Source organism: Alistipes shahii WAL 8301 (genome assembly GCF_025145845.1).
GTDB classification, from domain to species: Bacteria; Bacteroidota; Bacteroidia; order Bacteroidales; family Rikenellaceae; genus Alistipes; species Alistipes shahii.
Map to the genome: position 1 here is coordinate 3,534,945 of NZ_CP102253.1, position 16,945 is coordinate 3,551,889.

Annotated in this window: 17 protein-coding genes and 1 pseudogene; 8 read left to right on the top strand and 10 right to left on the bottom strand. The window is 56.7% G+C overall.

The genetic code is table 11. The annotated features are described in order from the left end of the window. Positions 1-134 precede the first annotated feature (134 nt). From glyA to NQ492_RS15005, 4 genes are all read left to right on the top strand, one after another. The gene (gene glyA / locus NQ492_RS14990) at positions 135-1,415 is read left to right on the top strand and encodes a serine hydroxymethyltransferase (protein WP_015546082.1); all 1,281 of its coding nucleotides are present in this window, start codon (positions 135-137) and stop codon (positions 1,413-1,415) included. Position 1,416: 1 nt separating this feature from the next. Further along, a complete protein-coding gene (locus tag NQ492_RS14995) occupies positions 1,417-2,097 on the top strand; it encodes a DUF2461 domain-containing protein (RefSeq protein ID WP_015546083.1) in 681 nt (226 codons plus the stop codon). A gap of 1 nt (position 2,098) precedes the next feature. Then, on the top strand, positions 2,099-3,061 hold the full coding sequence (locus NQ492_RS15000; RefSeq protein WP_015546084.1) for an alpha/beta hydrolase family protein: 963 nt from the start codon (positions 2,099-2,101) through the stop codon (positions 3,059-3,061). Positions 3,062-3,362: 301 nt separating this feature from the next. Beyond that, complete coding sequence (locus NQ492_RS15005; protein WP_259873168.1) at positions 3,363-4,391, top strand: site-specific integrase; 1,029 nt, start codon at positions 3,363-3,365, stop codon at positions 4,389-4,391. On the opposite strand, the gene NQ492_RS15010 is transcribed toward NQ492_RS15005, so the two are convergent. Continuing rightward, on the bottom strand, positions 4,318-5,412 hold the full coding sequence (locus NQ492_RS15010) for a competence protein CoiA (protein WP_259873175.1): 1,095 nt from the start codon (positions 5,410-5,412) through the stop codon (positions 4,318-4,320). The two genes, NQ492_RS15005 and NQ492_RS15010, sit on opposite strands and share 74 nt — an antisense overlap. A 261-nt stretch (positions 5,413-5,673) precedes the next feature. Here NQ492_RS15010 and NQ492_RS15015 point away from each other — a divergent pair, with 261 nt between their 5' ends. Continuing rightward, positions 5,674-5,991, top strand: coding sequence for a DUF2958 domain-containing protein (locus tag NQ492_RS15015; protein WP_015546085.1), 318 nt, complete (start codon positions 5,674-5,676; stop codon positions 5,989-5,991). A gap of 69 nt (positions 5,992-6,060) precedes the next feature. Then, positions 6,061-6,450 (top strand): hypothetical protein, encoded by a 390-nt coding sequence (locus tag NQ492_RS15020; protein ID WP_044053968.1) that lies wholly within the window; start codon positions 6,061-6,063, stop codon positions 6,448-6,450. 36 nt (positions 6,451-6,486) lie between these two features. On the opposite strand, the pseudogene NQ492_RS15025 reads toward NQ492_RS15020, so the two are convergent. From NQ492_RS15025 to glmM, 9 genes and pseudogenes are all read right to left on the bottom strand, one after another. Then, positions 6,487-7,266, bottom strand: a pseudogene (locus NQ492_RS15025) (IS3 family transposase); the annotation flags it as partial. 6 nt (positions 7,267-7,272) lie between these two features. After that, the gene (locus tag NQ492_RS16340; RefSeq protein WP_259872911.1) at positions 7,273-7,785 is read right to left on the bottom strand and encodes a helix-turn-helix domain-containing protein; all 513 of its coding nucleotides are present in this window, start codon (positions 7,783-7,785) and stop codon (positions 7,273-7,275) included. 72 nt (positions 7,786-7,857) lie between these two features. Continuing rightward, the gene (locus NQ492_RS15035; protein ID WP_009598243.1) at positions 7,858-8,154 is read right to left on the bottom strand and encodes a helix-turn-helix domain-containing protein; all 297 of its coding nucleotides are present in this window, start codon (positions 8,152-8,154) and stop codon (positions 7,858-7,860) included. Position 8,155: 1 nt separating this feature from the next. Next, complete coding sequence (locus NQ492_RS15040) at positions 8,156-8,440, bottom strand: helix-turn-helix domain-containing protein (protein WP_217729050.1); 285 nt, start codon at positions 8,438-8,440, stop codon at positions 8,156-8,158. A gap of 378 nt (positions 8,441-8,818) precedes the next feature. Continuing rightward, positions 8,819-10,663 carry a glutamine--fructose-6-phosphate transaminase (isomerizing) gene (gene glmS, locus NQ492_RS15045; protein WP_015546086.1) on the bottom strand — a complete coding sequence of 615 codons (1,845 nt, stop codon included), beginning with the start codon at positions 10,661-10,663 and terminating at the stop codon, positions 8,819-8,821. 134 nt (positions 10,664-10,797) lie between these two features. Next, positions 10,798-11,580 carry an inositol monophosphatase family protein gene (locus tag NQ492_RS15050; RefSeq protein ID WP_015546087.1) on the bottom strand — a complete coding sequence of 261 codons (783 nt, stop codon included), beginning with the start codon at positions 11,578-11,580 and terminating at the stop codon, positions 10,798-10,800. 1 nt (position 11,581) lies between these two features. Next, entirely contained in the window at positions 11,582-12,949 is a 1,368-nt protein-coding gene (locus tag NQ492_RS15055; RefSeq protein ID WP_015546088.1) for a dipeptidase, read from the bottom strand. Then, positions 12,950-13,396: a copper resistance protein NlpE gene (locus tag NQ492_RS15060; RefSeq protein ID WP_044053969.1), complete on the bottom strand. Its 447-nt coding sequence runs from the start codon at positions 13,394-13,396 to the stop codon at positions 12,950-12,952. It abuts the gene before it with no gap. Between the two features lie 4 nt (positions 13,397-13,400). Further along, on the bottom strand, positions 13,401-14,789 hold the full coding sequence (gene glmM, locus NQ492_RS15065; protein WP_015546089.1) for a phosphoglucosamine mutase: 1,389 nt from the start codon (positions 14,787-14,789) through the stop codon (positions 13,401-13,403). 114 nt (positions 14,790-14,903) lie between these two features. Here glmM and NQ492_RS15070 point away from each other — a divergent pair, with 114 nt between their 5' ends. Both NQ492_RS15070 and dnaN read left to right on the top strand, forming a co-directional pair. After that, positions 14,904-15,782: a nucleoside phosphorylase gene (locus NQ492_RS15070; protein WP_015546090.1), complete on the top strand. Its 879-nt coding sequence runs from the start codon at positions 14,904-14,906 to the stop codon at positions 15,780-15,782. A 32-nt stretch (positions 15,783-15,814) separates the two neighbouring features. Next, entirely contained in the window at positions 15,815-16,939 is a 1,125-nt protein-coding gene (gene dnaN, locus NQ492_RS15075) for a DNA polymerase III subunit beta (RefSeq protein ID WP_015546091.1), read from the top strand. Positions 16,940-16,945: the final 6 nt, after the last annotated feature.

The following is a 16,945-nucleotide window of genomic DNA, read 5'->3' on the forward strand; positions in this document are numbered from 1 at the left end:
TTTAAGGCAATATCTGCCAATTTTTATTCGCAAATATAGGAAAAATATCTTAATCGCCTGCCCGCGGAGCGAATTTCGGCATTTTTGCTTATCTTTACCGACCGTAAACAGCATTCCAAAATCCTTATAACGATATGAAAAGAGATTCCCAGATTTTCGATTTGATTGCCGCCGAGCGCAACCGCCAGATGCATGGCATCGAACTGATCGCTTCGGAGAACTTCGTCAGCGACCAGGTGATGGAGGCCATGGGTTCGGTCTTGACCAACAAATACGCCGAAGGCTATCCCGGAGCGCGCTACTACGGCGGCTGCGAGGTCGTGGACAAGGTCGAGACGCTGGCCATCGAGCGCATCTGCCGTCTCTACGGCGCGGAGTACGCCAACGTGCAGCCCCATTCGGGCGCACAGGCCAACATGGCCGTTTTCTTCGCCTGCATGCAGCCGGGCGATACGTTCATGGGACTGGACCTTGCACACGGAGGACACCTCTCGCACGGTTCGCCGGTCAACATGTCGGGTAAATATTTCAAGGCCGTGGGCTATCAGCTCGACGAGGCCACGGGCGTGATCGACTACGACGCCATGGAGCGCAAGGCCCTGGAGTGCAAGCCGAAACTGATCGTCGGCGGCGCCTCGGCCTACTCGCGCGAGTGGGATTACAAACGCATGCGCGAGATCGCCGACAAGGTGGGCGCGCTGCTGATGGTGGACATGGCCCACACGGCCGGTCTGATCGCCGCGGGGCTGCTGGAGAACCCCGTGAAATACGCGCATATCGTCACCTCGACGACCCACAAGACCCTGCGCGGCCCGCGCGGCGGCATCATCCTGATGGGCAAGGACTTCGAGAACCCCTGGGGCCAGACCACGCCGAAGGGCGTCGTGAAGATGATGTCGCAGATCCTCAATTCGGCCGTCTTCCCGGGCATCCAGGGCGGTCCGCTGGAGCACGTCATCGCCGCCAAGGCCGTAGCCTTCGGCGAAGCGTTGGAACCCGCCTACAAGGAGTATCAGACGCAGGTGCAGAAGAACGCCGCAGCCATGGCCGCCGCCTTCGTCGAGCGCGGTTACAAGATCGTCTCGGGCGGCACGGACAACCACCTGATGCTCGTCGACCTGCGCACGAAGTTCCCCGAACTGACGGGCAAGCTGGCCGAGAAGTGCCTCGTGGCCGCCGACATCACCACCAACAAGAACATGGTTCCGTTCGACAGCCGGTCGCCGTTCCAGACCTCGGGCCTGCGCTTCGGAACCCCGGCCATCACCACGCGCGGCCTGAAGGAGGACAAGATGGACTACATCGTCGGGCTGATCGACCGCGTGCTGCACGACCCGGAGAACGAAGCGAACATCGCCGCCGTGCGCAAGGACGTGAACGCGCTGATGGCCGACTATCCGCTTTTCGCGTGGTAAGATGAAGGAGGTCATCGACTTCTTCCGCCGGCTGCACGACGACAACACCCGGGAATGGTTCGACGCCCACCGCGCCGAATGGATCCGTGTGAAGGGACGGTTCGCCGATTTCACCGGACAGCTGATCGAGGGCATCGCGTCGTTCGACCCCGAGGTGCGCGGCCTGCGTCCGCAGGACTGCACCTACCGGATCGCCCGCGACACGCGTTTCTCGCCCGACAAGTCGCCCTACAAGACCTATATCGGGGCTTACATTGCGCCGAAGGGCAAGAAATCGGGTTTCGCGGGATACTATTTCCACATCGAACCCTGCTGCGACTCGCTGGTGTGCTGCAACCTGCTTTCGGCGGGCGCCGTGTGCATCGAGCCGACGGTGCTGCGGTCGATCCGCGAGGAGGTGCTCGACAACGGCGCGCAGATCGAGGCGGCGATCCGGAAGGCCAAAGGGTTCCGGCTGTGCAGCGGCAACAGGCTCAAGCGGGTCCCGACGGGATTCCCGGCCGACAGCCCCTATGCCGAGATGCTGAAGCTGAAGGATTTCTACCTCGAACAGCCCATCGCCGAGGAGTTCCTGCTCGCACCCGACCTGCTGGAACGCACCGTCGAGCAGTTCCGCCGCACGCAGCCGTTCATCGCCATTCTGAACCGGGCGATCCGCTACGCCCACGAAGAGATGCAGTGACATGAGACGTCTGTTTCTGATCGCTGCACTGTTTCTGTGGACGCCGGCCGGGGCGCAGAACGACGATGCGACGCCGCGGAAGATCGAAAAAGAGACCTTCGTCTATGCCGTGCGGGATGCCGACACGCTGCGGCTGGACCGTTATGCGCTCCTCTCGCCCGACAGCCGGGCGAAACCCTGCCTGATGTTCCTTTTCGGCGGCGGCTTTATGACCGGAACGCGGGACAACCGGCGTTTCCGCCCCTTCTTCGACTACTACGCCCGCAAGGGGTTCGTCGTCGTGTCGATCGACTACCGGCTGGGGATGAAGCGGGCCAGACAGGCCGGCCTGCTCGACGAGGAGCATTTCACGCAGGCGTTGGACATGACGCTTTCGATGGCGACGGAGGACCTCTACGACGCCACGGCCTATATCTGCCGGCATATGCCGGACGTCGATCCTTCGCGGATCGTGACGTGCGGGTCGAGCGCCGGGGCCATCACGGTGCTGATGGGCGAGTACTGGCTTTGCAACGGGCATCCGCTGACCGCCGGGAAGTTCACGCAGGACTTTAGCTACGCCGGGGTAATCGCCTTTGCGGGAGCCGTTTGCGATACGCAGGACAGCCTGCGCTGGGCGCGCGATCCCGCGCCGATGCTGCTTTTCCACGGCGACGCCGACCGCAATGTGCCCTACGGCGCGATCGGTGTCGACGGGGTCTGGCTGTTCGGCTCGAAGAGCATTGCCGACGACCTCGCGCGGCGCAGGGTTCCGCACGCGTTCTACTCCGTCGCCGAGACCAATCATTCGATGGCGTGGCGGCCGATGACCGAGAACCGCGGCGAGATCGACTCGTTTCTCGAAAAGCTGGTCTTCAAACGGCAGCGGCTGGTGACCGACGTCCGCATCACGCCGCTCGATGCGCCCGCAGTTCCGAAGGATTTCGGGATTTCCGACTACATCGACGCCAACTACGGGCATTAGGCGTCCGCCGCAGATGAAAAATCCGCAGCCTCATTTTCGAATTTCCGGGGATAAAAAACAGAGGTATAAAAAAGTGTAAAGCAAAAGATAATCAAATAATTATACACTTTTCTTCAGTACCTTTGTTTTAGAAAAAAAGTAGAATAAGGTAATGTTAAACGAGGTTTCGGTTTCCAAATCGTTACCTCGTTTCTTTTGCTCTATTATTCATAGAAACGTGATTTTCAGTTTCTTGCATCTCTATTCATCTTGACATACGACTCTGCTGAAATTATTTTTGCACCCCTAAAAAGCAGAGTTTATGCGTAGCACGTTCAAGGTTCTGTTCTACCTTAAAAGGAACAAAGACAAAGATCAGAAAGTCGTCCCTGTCATGGGTCGCATCACGGTCAACGGCAGCATCGCGCAGTTCAGCGCGAAGCTCTCCGTCCCGGAAACGCTTTGGGAGGTCAGCGGCGGCCGCGCCAAAGGCCGTAGTCTCGAAGCGGATCGCATCAACCGTCATCTGGACAACATCCGCACCCAGATCGGCAAGCACTATCAGGATATCTGCGACCGGGAGTCATACGTTACGGCCGAAAAGGTCAAGAATGCCTATCTCGGCTTCGGAGAGAAATACCGGCTGCTTCTCGAAGCGTTCGAGAAATTCACCGGCGACCTCAAGAAACGTGTCGGCATCGACCGCTGCCACGGTACATGGAACCGCTACTATAAATCCATCGACCATCTGCGGACTTTCATGCGTAAGGAGTATAACGTGAGCGATATGCCGTTGGCGGAGTTGGAACAGTCGTTCATCGAGCAATACCACGTCTACCTTAAATCCGATCTGGGGCTCAAGCCTACGACCGTCAGCGGTTATCTCAAATGCCTGAAATACGTTGTCAAAATCGCGTTCAACAACGGCTGGATGCCTCGCAACCCCTTTTCCCTCTATCAATATACGGCTCCGAATCCGGAACGTAGTTTTTTAACGGAAGATGAACTCCGGCGTATGATGACTACCGAGCTGCGGTATAAGCGTCAGGACTATAACCGCGATATGTTCCTGTTCTCCTGCTTCACGGGCATCTGCTATGCGGATATGGCCTCGCTGACCTATGACCGGATCGAGCAGGATGCGCAGGGCGAGTGGTGGATCAGCGGCAACCGCCAGAAGACCGAAACCAGATACGTTGTCAAACTTCTGCCGTATGCGTTGTTCATCCTGAACAAGTACCGGGGTCTGACCGGCGACGGACGTGTTTTTGCCATGTCTACACTCGATTCGATCGACGACAGCCTGAAAAACATCGCCCGGGAGTGCGGCATCGACAAACAACTCTGTTAGGTTTTGGCATCAAGGCATTGTCAATAATAGTATAGACTCCAGTGAAAGCATACAACTTTTCTTCTATGAGATGGAAATCGCCGAAAATAGCGTCGCAATAATAACAGCCGTGCGATAGGTAGCTATCGGCAACCGTCCGGCTATACCGTTTTTTTACCGGGCCGACCTTGAGTTGTCGCCCCTCTTCCGTCTGTAAGAAATCTTGTACCGCGGCATAGACCCCAGGATGCTTGTCTATATCATGATCGTCCCACGAAGACCGCTCCACATCGAAATCGCAGTTGCAGACGCTCTTCAGACTTGGCTCTACCGTATAGCAGTATTGCAGCGTCCCGCACTTCCAGCATTTCATTTCAAAAAAGATGATAGTAACCTTCTGCTTGGGCGCTGATCTGATATGCTCGCAAAATTTCAACTTACGCGCCAGTAAATTACTTATCAATGCTTTTAACGGCATTTGAACTTTCCCTACTTGGGCAAGTATGTTTGAATTTTCGTCCTTGAATATTTTGAACGCAGGAGTCTCTTTGTCTGCAACTAAAGTTTTGTCATAATCCGACATTTCTTTGGGGGCTATGCGGAAAAACCAGCAACCTCTTACGTTCGATGCCTTATACCGTTCCTGCCGGAGGCGGGTTTCTTCATAAGTCTGCCGGCTCCATTGAACCTCGAAAGCAATCCTTTTACCTCCCTGTACAGCCAAAACATCCGCCCTCCAATCCGCTTCGGAAAATTCGGGGATGGCATCCCATCCTTGCTCCCGGCAAGCCTCCATGATAGCGACTTTCGCTTTGAGATGCTCTGCAGACTCGGGTTTCCAATCACATGGATTTGCAGATTTCAGATGAACGAAATGCTTCAGGCCTTTGCTGCTCATTCTCAAAAAGCCCTCTTGTCCGCAACACGGCAGTATCAAGACGGTTTTTTTGGCCTTAAGACGGGCTTTCAAAGCACTCCATTCTTCGTCATTAAGATCGATGGAAACAATTTCTTTGTCTTCTATATAAGCACGTAAAGGCATTGTAGAAATGTATAAGGATTGTTAATGATCTCGGATATATTACATCAATCCAAATATAGCGAATCCGAACGAAACGAGCAAGTTTTGCGGAGTGAATCATCGTCGTCTTAATATTGAATCACCATATATCTTACGCCGACCCGTCCAGCAAAATAGCCGCCGTAAGCGACACGTCAAGGCAATGCCTTGTCTTTGTCGCTTACGGCGGCTATTCGGCTCTTGCTGTCCGGGCGTTCCGGGCAGTCTGAAATTTTATTCTCTATGACACTGCTCACAAAACAGATCATCTCGAAATTCGAGAAACATCCTATCCACTCACAGGATGGGAAAGGAATGGATGCCGAAGTCCTCGTCAAGTATTTCAACCCCTGCGGCTCGGGCACATGGCTCATCACCGAAGCCGAACGCGAAGGCGACGACTGGTGCCTGTTCGGTTATTGTCATATCCACGAATGGGAGTGGGGCTACCTGATGCTCTCCGAACTGGCATCCCTTCGTCTGCCGTTCGGACTTACCATCGAACGCGACATTTACACGACCAAGAAATACGTCCGGGATTTTCTACCACAGGATGAATGACGGCAAAGGCCTCGGAATTTTACTGCCCCTTGCCGATAACAGAATCATTACACAAAAAGGACTATAAATATGGCAACATTCGAAGAAAGAGCCGAACGGCTGAAGAAAGAGTTGGAAGAAGCTGCAAACGGCGATCGACGCCGGAGTCTGTCCCACGAATACGAACTTACCTTGCGCCTGCTGCGCATCATCCGGGGAGAGGTCTTTACGCTCGACGACATCAATAAATGTCGCATGGAGATCATGCGGCAACATCCCGGATACGATCGTCCCATAACGGCCGAATCGGGAATCCTGTTGGCTGCGGAGGCAATCCGCAAATCCTTCGGACGGAAATACTATCTGCCGCTGTACAAATATCCGATCAAGATAGATTTCGGAACACCGGACGGGCAGATATGCGTGATCCATCCGAGCAACTTTATTAGCTATACGTCCAAAAAAGGAGGGGAAGAGTGATTGATGTGCACCCCAAAGTTTGGACTGATTAATAATTCAGATAGCATGAGTTCGGTATTGTACCGGGCTCATGTTGTTTAAAGCGGTCTTTATTCGCTTGTTATTGTAGTAATTTATGTATTCCTCCAGTTCCTTGCGGAAATGATCGACAGACTCGAACTTCTGCAAATATAATAATTCTGATTTTAACAGTCCGAAAAAGTTTTCCATAACCGCATTATCCAAACAGTTTCCCTTACGAGACATGCTCTGACTAATACCTTTTTCCCGCAGCCGATATTGATAGCGTTTCATCTGGTACTGCCAACCCTGATCCGAGTGAAGTATAAGTTCCGGAGCATCGGGCAGATCCTTTATGGCATCTTCAAGCATTTTCATTGTTTGGTAAAAGGTCGGATGTTCAGCTATATTATAACTTATTATTTCCCTGTTATATAAGTCCATAATAGGCGACAGATAAAGCTTCTTGCCGAACAGAGAAAATTCAGTAAGGTCTGTAACCCACTTTTGATTAGGACGTTCCGCCATAAAATTACGTTTCAGCAAGTCGGGCACCACGGCACCAACCTCTCCTTTGTATGAACGATATTTTTTTAGGCGCACCTGGCATTTAACTCCACATTCGTTCATTAACCTCAGTACCGTTTTATGGTTTATAGAATATCCGCGATTGTGCATCTCTACTGTGATACGGCGGTAACCATAACGTCCCTTATGATCGTGGTATATACTTACAATCTCGTTTTTCTCTTGTTTGTATTTATCGGGGAACTTTAACTGCTTCAGATGATAACAATAGCGTGGGAAGGGTATGTTCCGGTCTTAGTTCTTCGATGGCTTTTGCCCGCTCCCGTTCTCGCGGACGATGCGTTCCTCGACTAAGATCCTCAATTTTTTTAAGTAAGCAACCTCGGCGCGAAGACGTTGGTTTTCGACTCGCAAGTCATTTTCTTCCTGTGGTTGTAGTTCCTGTTTATTAGGCTTGGTTCTCATCTTACCCCGATTATCACGGTAAAGACCGGATTCACCTTCTTCATAATAGATACGCTCCCATTTGCTCAGCGTACTCTCATTGTAAATACCGAACTTTGCCGTTGTTTCCGTTAAAGATAAGTGATTCTCGTGCATGTGCCTGATAGCTGACAACTTAAAATCGCCGCTGTAAGTATATTGCCGTATACGAAGACCTGCTTCGCCGAACTCTTTATAACGCGCAATCCAACGCGACAAAGGCGTATAGCTTATTCCAAAATGCTTGGAGGCGGACGATACGGAATGTTGGCCATTGACAACAGACAAAACTGCCGCTAATTTCTCCTCATAACTGTACTTCATAAAACACCCCAAAAGTTATGTCCAACTTTTGGGGTGCAGTTCATGATGATCTTCCCCTTTTCACAGACCGCATCAGCGCTGCGCTTTCATATAATGCTGTTCCAGCAGTTTATAAAGCGATGACTGCGGATAAAGAATCTTTCCACCAAGAGTAGTATAAGGGATTTGGCGGTTGTCCCGGTAATTCTGCAAGGAGCGTTTCGAGATGCTGAAGATGCTGCAAATCTCCTCACTGGTCAGGTACAGTTCATTTCCGATGGTCGGGCGGTGCGTGTCGATCAGAATATCGACGGCACGGATGGCTTTGACGATGTCGCGGCGCAGTTCCTTGAACGCGGCGCTGTCGCGGGTAATGATCTCTTCGGTCATGCTACAGGCTTTTTATCAGGTGCTTTTCCAGAAGTTGCCGGATGTCGTCGTCCCGGAACAATACTTTATTCCCCAAGGCCGTATAGGGGATGATGCCGGCGGAGCGATAGTATTGCAAGGCTCGCTTGGTGATGCTCAAGGCCTTGCAGACCTCCTCGGCCGTAAGCCACCGGACAGTTGTCGGTTGGGCGGAGAGGGAATGGAGCGCAGACACTCGCTCCAGAAGACGTTGAAGGTGCGCCTGCATCTCTTTATAGGCGCTCGTTTCCATAAGGACGCAATCCATAATGCTGAGGGTTTAGGTGATTTCTGCGTTAAGGATGTGCAAGATAATCCAAGCCTTCAGAAAACGATTCCTATGTCCGCTCCAGACCGTTCCAGTCCGCTCAAAGGAAAAAATGATCGACGGTGACGCTGATGTCCGCCATAAATCGGCAAATGGAGTAATAAAAATCATATTTGCTTTTTTTATCAGATATTCACTATATTTGTATAGAGTTGTTTGACAGGATGAACCTCGATGTAAGTTTATTCGAGACTTGCGTTTCTAAATCATTACCTCATAAAAAAGCAATGCCGTAACTCATTCAGTTACAGCATTGCTTTGTAAATCCTCGGAAACCCAACGGAAGCTGCGGATTTTCGTTTGCCGTGCGGCGCGTGATCACTCCACCGTCACCGACTTGGCGAGGTTGCGGGGCTGGTCGACATTACGGCCCTTGTAGACGGCGATGTAGTAGGCCAGCAGTTGCAGCGGGACCGATACCACGATGGGCATCAGGCACTCGGCGATCACCGGGACCTCGATCACGAAGTCGGCCGAGCGGCGCACCTGTTCGTCGCCGCGGGCAATGACGGCGATGATCTTGCCGCCGCGGGCCTTGATCTCCTCGATGTTCGAGGCCGTTTTTTCGTAGGTGTGGTCCGGCGTGGCGATGGCCACGGTGGGCATCTCGGCGTCGATCAGCGCAATGGGGCCGTGCTTCATCTCGGCTGCGGGATAACCTTCGGCGTGGATGTACGAAATCTCCTTGAGTTTCAGCGCGCCTTCGAGTGCCGTGGGGTAGTTGTACCCGCGGCCGAGGTAGATGAAGTTGTGCGCGTAGGTGAATATTTTCGCCAGGTCGGCGACCTGCGGTGCGACTTTCAGCACCTCTTCCATCGTCTCGGGCAGATGCAGCAGCGCCGCCGAAACCTCGTTGTAATACGCCTCCGTGACGGTTCCTCTCTCGCGGCCCACGGCCAGCGCCAGCATGGCCATCACGGTCACCTGCCCGGTGAAAGCCTTCGTCGAGGCGACGCCGATCTCGGGCCCCACGTGGATATAGGCCCCCGAATCCGTGGCCCGGGCGATCGACGAGCCGACGACGTTGCAGATGCCGAAGACGAACGCCCCGGCCTTGCGGGCCAGTTCGACGGCGGCCAGCGTGTCGGCCGTCTCGCCCGACTGCGACACGGCCACGACGATGTCGTCCTCGCGGATGATGGGGTTGCGGTAGCGGAACTCCGAGGCGTACTCCACCTCGACGGGAATGCGGCAGATCGACTCCACGAGGTGTTCGCCGATCAGCGAGGCGTGCCACGACGTGCCGCACGCCACGAAAATGATGCGCCGGGCGTTCACGAACCTGTCGCGGTGGTCGATCACGCCCGAAAGTTTCACCTCGCAGGTGTCGGGGTTGATGCGTCCGCGGATGCAGTCGACGATGGTCCGGGGCTGCTCGTAAATCTCCTTGAGCATGAAATGGGGATAGCCGCCCTTTTCCAGCTGCGAGATCGACAGCTGGAGTTTCTTGATGTCGATCTTCGCGTCGTGGTTGTCCAGCGTGACGATTTTCAGCGGGGCGTTGCGGTCGATCACGGCGATTTCGCCGTCGCCCACGTAGACGAAATCCTCGGTGTATTCGATGATCGACGCGGCGTCGGACGAGAGGAAGAACTCCCCGTCGCCCACGCCCACGACCATCGGGCTGCTCTGCCGCGCGGCGACGATCCGGTCGTGGTTGCCCTTCTCGACGACGGCGATGGCGTAGGCGCCGATCACCTGCCGGAGGGCCTGCCGCACGGCTTCGGGCAGCGAGCAGCCGCTGGTCGCCCGGACGTATTCGATCAGATTCACCAACACCTCGGAGTCGGTGCTGCTGCGGAAGGTGTATCCGTTCTGTTCGAGGGCGTCCTTCAGCACGCGGTAGTTCTCGATGATGCCGTTGTGTATCAGGGCTATGTTCTCCGATTCGGAGTAGTGGGGATGGGCGTTGGCGTCGTTCGGAACCCCGTGCGTGGCCCAGCGGGTGTGGGCGATGCCGATGTTGCCGCCGAGGTCCTTTCCGTCGAGGAAATGCTCCAGATCGGAGACCTTGCCCTTGCATTTGAATACGTTGAGACGCCCGTCCGGGTTGACCAGCGCGACGCCCGCACTGTCGTATCCCCTGTATTCGAGGCGGTGAAGCCCCTTTATCAGAATCGGGCACGCGTCGCGCCGCCCGACATATCCGACTATTCCGCACATGTTGTTCTGTTTTTTTGTTCGGGTCAAAAATAAGAAAAAATTTTAATAAACACACATGTGTAAGGGCGGGAATTTACTCCCGCCCTCATTCAGAATAGGCTGCAACGTTTGCAACGATTTGGTTTTCGGTGAATTTACCGCACGTACTTCAAGATTTCCTTCACGATCGCGCCGTTGCCCGCGACGATCGAGATGCCCCGGTCGCGGCGCAGGTCGCAGACGACGCCCCCGGCCTCGGCGAGGATCAGTTCGGCGGCGCAGACGTCCCATTCGTGCAGCGCCAGTTCCCAGTAGCCGTCCAGCAGTCCGGCGGCGACGCAGCTGATGTCGTAGGCCGCAGAACCCAGCCGCCGGACATCCCGCACGTAGGGGATGATCCGTGCGACGTTGTCGCTGTTGTTGTCCGGATTCACGTCCTTGTCGTAGGGGAATCCCGAGGCGATGACCGAGGTGGCGAGCGTCTGTTTCTCCCCGACGCGGATGCGTTCCGGCTCCCGCGAAGCGTATTGCAGATATGCCCCGCCGCCCTTCGTCGCCGTGAACAGCTCGTTCAGGTAGGGTGCGTAGACGACCCCCACGATGGTTTCGCCCCTGTACTGGAGGGCTATCGAAACCGTGAACAGCGGAAGTCCCTGACTGTAATTGGTCGTGCCGTCGAGCGGGTCGACGACCCAGCGCCAGTCGCTCGCGGCGTTGCCCCGGCAGCCGCCCTCCTCGCCCAGAATGGCATGGTCGGGATAACGCTCCGCGATCATGCCGGCAATCAGTTCCTCGCTCTCCCTGTCGGCGCGCGTCACCACGTCGTAGACGTTGGATTTGGTCTCGATCGACAGCCTGTCGCCCCGGAAGTAGGCGAGTTGTATTCCGCCCGCGGCCTTCGCCAGCTGCACGGCGAATTTCAGCAGTTCGTCGTACATGCTATTCGGATTCGGCGAAATACTTGTAGAACAGCGGAATGGTCTCCACGCCCTTGTCGAACTGCTCGAGTCCGTAGCTTTCGTTGGGCGAGTGGATGGCGTCCTCGGCCAGACCGAAGCCGATCAGCAGCGATTTGATGCCCAGGATGGACTCGAATCCGCTGATAATGGGGATCGAACCGCCCGAGTAGAAGGGCAGGGGCTTTTTGCCGAAAGTCGCCTCGACGGCCTTCTCGGCCGCCTTGTAGGCCGGCATGTCGGTCGGCGCGACGTAGGGCATGCCGCCGTGGAGCGATTTCACCACGACCTTCACGCTCTCGGGCGCGATGGCGCGGAAATGTTTCTCGAACAGCTCCGAGATCTTGCGGTAGTCCTGATTCGGCACGAGGCGCATCGAAATCTTGGCCGAAGCCTTCGACGGAATGACCGTCTTGGTCCCCTCGCCCGTGTAGCCTCCCCAGATGCCGTTGACGTCGAGCGACGGGCGCACGCCGGTGCGTTCCAGCGTCGTGTAACCCGCTTCGCCCTCCACGTCGCCGATTTTCAGCGACTTCTTGTAATCCTCGAGGCTGAACGGCGCCTTGTTGAACGCCTCGCGCTCGGCGGGCGTCAGCTCCCGCACGTCGTCGTAGAAGCCGGGGATCGTCACGCGGCCGTTCTCATCGACGAGTCCCGCCACCAGCCGCGCCAGCACGTTGGCCGGGTTGGCCACCGCACCGCCGAACAGCCCCGAATGCAGGTCCTTGTCCGGTCCCGTCACCTCGACCTCCATGTAGGCCAGTCCGCGCAGTCCGCAGGTGATCGACGGCGTCTGCATCGAGATCATCGACGTGTCCGACACCAATATAATATTGGCCTTGAGCAGCTCCTTGTTCTGCTCGCAGAAGCCGTAGAGGCTCGGCGAACCGATCTCCTCCTCGCCTTCGAGCATGAATTTCACGTTGCAGGGCAGCGAATCGGTGGCGCACATCGCCTCGAACGCCTTGGCGTGCATCCACAGCTGGCCCTTGTCGTCGTCGGCGCCGCGGCCCCAGATGCGGCCGTCGCGGATGACCGGCTCGAAAGGTTCCGTGCGCCACTCGTCGCGCGGGTCCACGGGCATCACGTCGTAGTGGCCGTAGACCAGCACCGTTTTAGCCCCGGGATCGACGGTCTTCTCGGCGTAAACCACCGGATTGCCCTCCGTGGGCAGCACGTCGGCGCGGTCGGCCCCGGCCTTCACGAGCGCCGCCGCGAGAAACTCGGCGCAACGCTGCATATCGGGCTTGCGCTCGGACTGCGCGCTGATCGACGGGATACGCAGCAGGTCGAGCAACTCGCTGATAAACCGTTCTTTATTCTCCTTTATATAAACCTTTGCTTTATTCATTTATTCGGTGGTTTTTTGCAGTGTGTAATTGTCCGCCAGCGCGCCGGTCACAGGTTGTTTTTCGGCGTCGAGGCGGCGCAGGCGGTTCTCCTCGACCTTGTAGTATTGGGGCTGTCCGCCCTCCGAGGGCGTCAGCGTCAGCAGGTTCTCCTTAACGGTGAAAGCGCCCTTCTCGTCGAATTCCGAGTCGCGGTCGATGTATTTCAGATGCAGGGCATAGGAACCGTCGGGCGCGAGCGTCAGCGTCGTCTCGATTCCCGGGCAGTCGGCCGCAGGCAGCGTGCCCTTGTAGACGCCCAGATAGTCGAGCGAGGTCTCGGCATTGTGCATGTCGGGAGCCGCTGCCGTTGTCTGCTGCGTCCCGGCTGTCGCCGCCTTCTGCTGCGCATTTCCGCCGCAGGAGACCATCGCGAGGGCTGCGGCGAGGATCAATAAACTCTCTTTCATGGTCTTAAATGTTGCAGATCTCCTTGATTTCGGCAATGAACCGCTGCGCCAGCGCGTCGGCCTCGTCCATCGACTTCGCCTCGGTGTAGACGCGGATGATCGGCTCGGTGTTCGACTTGCGCAGGTGCACCCAGTTTTCCGCGAAGTCGATCTTCACGCCGTCTATATCGTTCACGTTTTCACCGGCATAACGCTCCTTCACCTCACGCAGCACTTTATCTACGTCGATGGCGGGCGTCAGCTCGATTTTGTTCTTCGAGGCGTAGTACGAAGGGTAGGTGGCGCGCAGCCGGGTCATCGTCATGCCTTTCTTCGCCAGCCACGTTAAAAAGAGCGCCGTGCCCACCAGCGCGTCGCGGCCGTAGTGCAGCTCGGGGTAGATCACTCCGCCGTTGCCTTCGCCGCCGATCACCGCGCCGACCTCCTTCATCTTCGCCACGACATTGACCTCGCCGACCGCCGAGGCGTAGTACTTGCCGCCATGCCGCTCCGTGACGTCGCGCAGCGCGCGCGACGAGGAGAGGTTCGAAACCGTGTTGCCGGGCTTTTCGGAAAGAATGTAGTCCGCGACGGCCACCAGCGTGTACTCCTCGACGAACATCGAGCCGTCCTCCGAGACGAACGCCAACCGGTCGACGTCCGGGTCGACGACGATGCCCAGGTCGGCTTTCTCGCGCACGATGACCTCCGAGATTTCCGTGAGGTTCTGCGGCAGCGGTTCGGGGTTGTGGGCGAATTCGCCCGTGGGTTCGCAGTTCAGCTCCACGACCTCGCAGCCCAGTTCGCGCAGCAGTTTCGGCATCACGATGCCGCCCACCGAGTTCACGGCGTCGACGACGACCTTGAAACGGCGTTTGCGCACCGCTTCGACGTCGACCAGCGGCAGCGCCAGCACGCGGCGGATATGCTCGTCGTTGAAATCCTCGCGCGACAGCACATGGCCGATGGCGTCGATCGCGGGGTAGTCGTAATCCTCCTCCTCGGACATGGCCAGCACCTGCTTGCCCTCGGCGTCGTTGAGAAACTCGCCGTCGGAGTTCAGCAGTTTCAGGGCGTTCCACTGGCGGGGGTTGTGCGAGGCGGTGATGATGATGCCGCCGTCGGCCTTCTTGCCGATCACGGCCATCTCGGTCCCGGGGGTGGTGCACAGCCCGACGTTGACGACGTCCGCGCCGCAGGCCAGCAGGGTCCCTTCCACGAGGTTCGAGACCATTTCGCCCGAAATACGGGCGTCGCGTCCTACGACTATGGTAAGTTTTTTGCCCGGATTGCGGCGGGCGATCAGGCGCACGTAGGCCGTGGTGAATTTGACGACGTCGGGAGGCGTCAGGTTCTCGCCCGCGGGTCCGCCGATCGTGCCGCGGATGCCCGAAATGGATTTGATGAGTGTCATGTTTTATTCGGTTTTACGGATACTTATATTTATGAAAAATTCGCTTCGAAGTTTTGATATTCGAGGTAAATATATTACTTTTATGCCAATTATGGAAATTAAAAAACGACAATTATGAGAACCATTCCCGCTTCCGAATTGATTATCAACGACGACGGTTCGATTTTTCACCTGCACCTGCATCCCGGGCAGCTGGCCGACACGGTGATCCTGGTCGGCGACCCCGGCCGCGTGGCCCTCGTAGCCGGATTTTTCGACACGAAGGAGTGCGAGGTTTCGAACCGCGAGTTCAAGACCGTGACGGGCAGCTATAAAGGAAAACGCATGACGGTCCTCTCGACCGGCATCGGCATCGGCAACATCGACATCTGCGTCACGGAGCTGGACGCGCTGGCCAACGTCGATTTCGCCACGCGGCAGGAGAAGGCCGAAAAAAAGCGGCTCACGCTGGTGCGGCTGGGCACTTCGGGCGCCATTCAGCCCGACATCAAGGTCGGTGAATTCGTCTTCTCGCGCACTTCGTGCGGCTTCGACGGCCTGTTGAGCTACTACAAGGGCCGCGACGCGGTCTGCGACCTGGCGCTCGAAGAGGCGTTCGTAAAACATACGGGCTGGTACGAGAAGATGCCGCGCCCCTATTTCGTCGACGCCGACAAGACCCTGTTCGAGCATTTCAGCGACGTCACGCGCGAGGGCATCACCATCGCCGCTCCGGGATTCTACGCCCCGCAGGGCCGCTGGGTGCGGCTCGAACCGCACGACGCCCGGCTGAACGAGAAGATCGAGTCGTTCGGCTACGAAGGCCGCCGCATCACCAACTTCGAGATGGAGGGTTCGGCGCTCGCGGGGCTGGCCGCCCTGATGGGTCACCGCGCCGCCACGATCTGCACGATCATCGCCCAGCGCATCGCGCAGGACGTGAACACCGACTACAAGCCGTTCGTGCGGAAGATGATCGAAACGGCCCTCGACAAACTGGCAATTTTAGAGTAAGAAACCATAAACAGACAAAACAGAAACAACGTATGAAATTTTCCGTATCAAGCTCGGCCCTGCTTTCGCTTCTGGCTACCACCGGCAAGGTCATCAGCAATAAGAACACGCTGCCCATCCTGGACTACTTCCTCTTGGAACTCAACGGCAACACGCTGCAAGTCACCACGTCGGACCTTGAGACGACGCTCGTCGGGCAGATCGAGGTGGACAGCGTCGAGAGCGAAGGTACGATCGCCGCGCCGGCCAAACTGATGCTCGACTCGCTGAAGGAGTTCCCCGAACTGCCGCTGACCATCGAGGTCAACGACAAGAACTGGGAGATCAAGATCAACTGGAAGAGCGGATCGCTCTCGATTCCCGGAGCCAGCGCCGTCAGCTATCCCGCCGTGCCGCAGCTGAACGCCGAGAAAAAGGAGCTGCGCCTCGACGTCGACACCCTCGTGAACGGCATCAACAAGACGATTTTCGCCACGGCGGACGACGAACTGCGCCCCGTGATGAACGGCATCTATATCAATCTGGCGCCCGACGCGCTGACGTTCGTGGGAACCGATGCGCACAAACTCGTGAAGTACGAGGCCGAGACCGAAAACGAGGTGACGGCGTCGTTCATCCTCCCGAAGAAGCCCGCCAACCTGCTCAAGTCGGTGCTGCTGAAGGAGGACGACGCGATCGAAATGGCGTTCGATTCGAAGAACGCCCTGTTCAAACTCAAGAGCCACACGCTCGTCTGCCGCCTGATCGAGGGCAACTACCCGAACTACAACGCCGTGATTCCGTCCAACAACCCCAACAAGGTGCTGGTGGACCGCATCGAGCTGGTCAACGGCATCAAGCGCGTGGCCGTCTGCTCGAACCCCACGACGAACCTGATCCGCATGGACATCGCCGACAACCGGATCACCCTCACGGCGCAGGACATCGACTTCTCGGTGTCGGCCAACGAGACGATCTCGTGCAGCTACGACGGGCAGCCCATTTCGATCGGCTTCAAGTCGACGTTCCTCGTCGAGATCCTCTCGAACATGGATACCCCGACGGTGGTGGTGGAACTGGCCGACTCGACCCGCGCCGGCGTCTTCAAACCCGTTTACGACGACAAGCAGCCGAGCGCGACGCTCATGCTGCTGATGCCGATGATGATCAACGCATAACGGCCG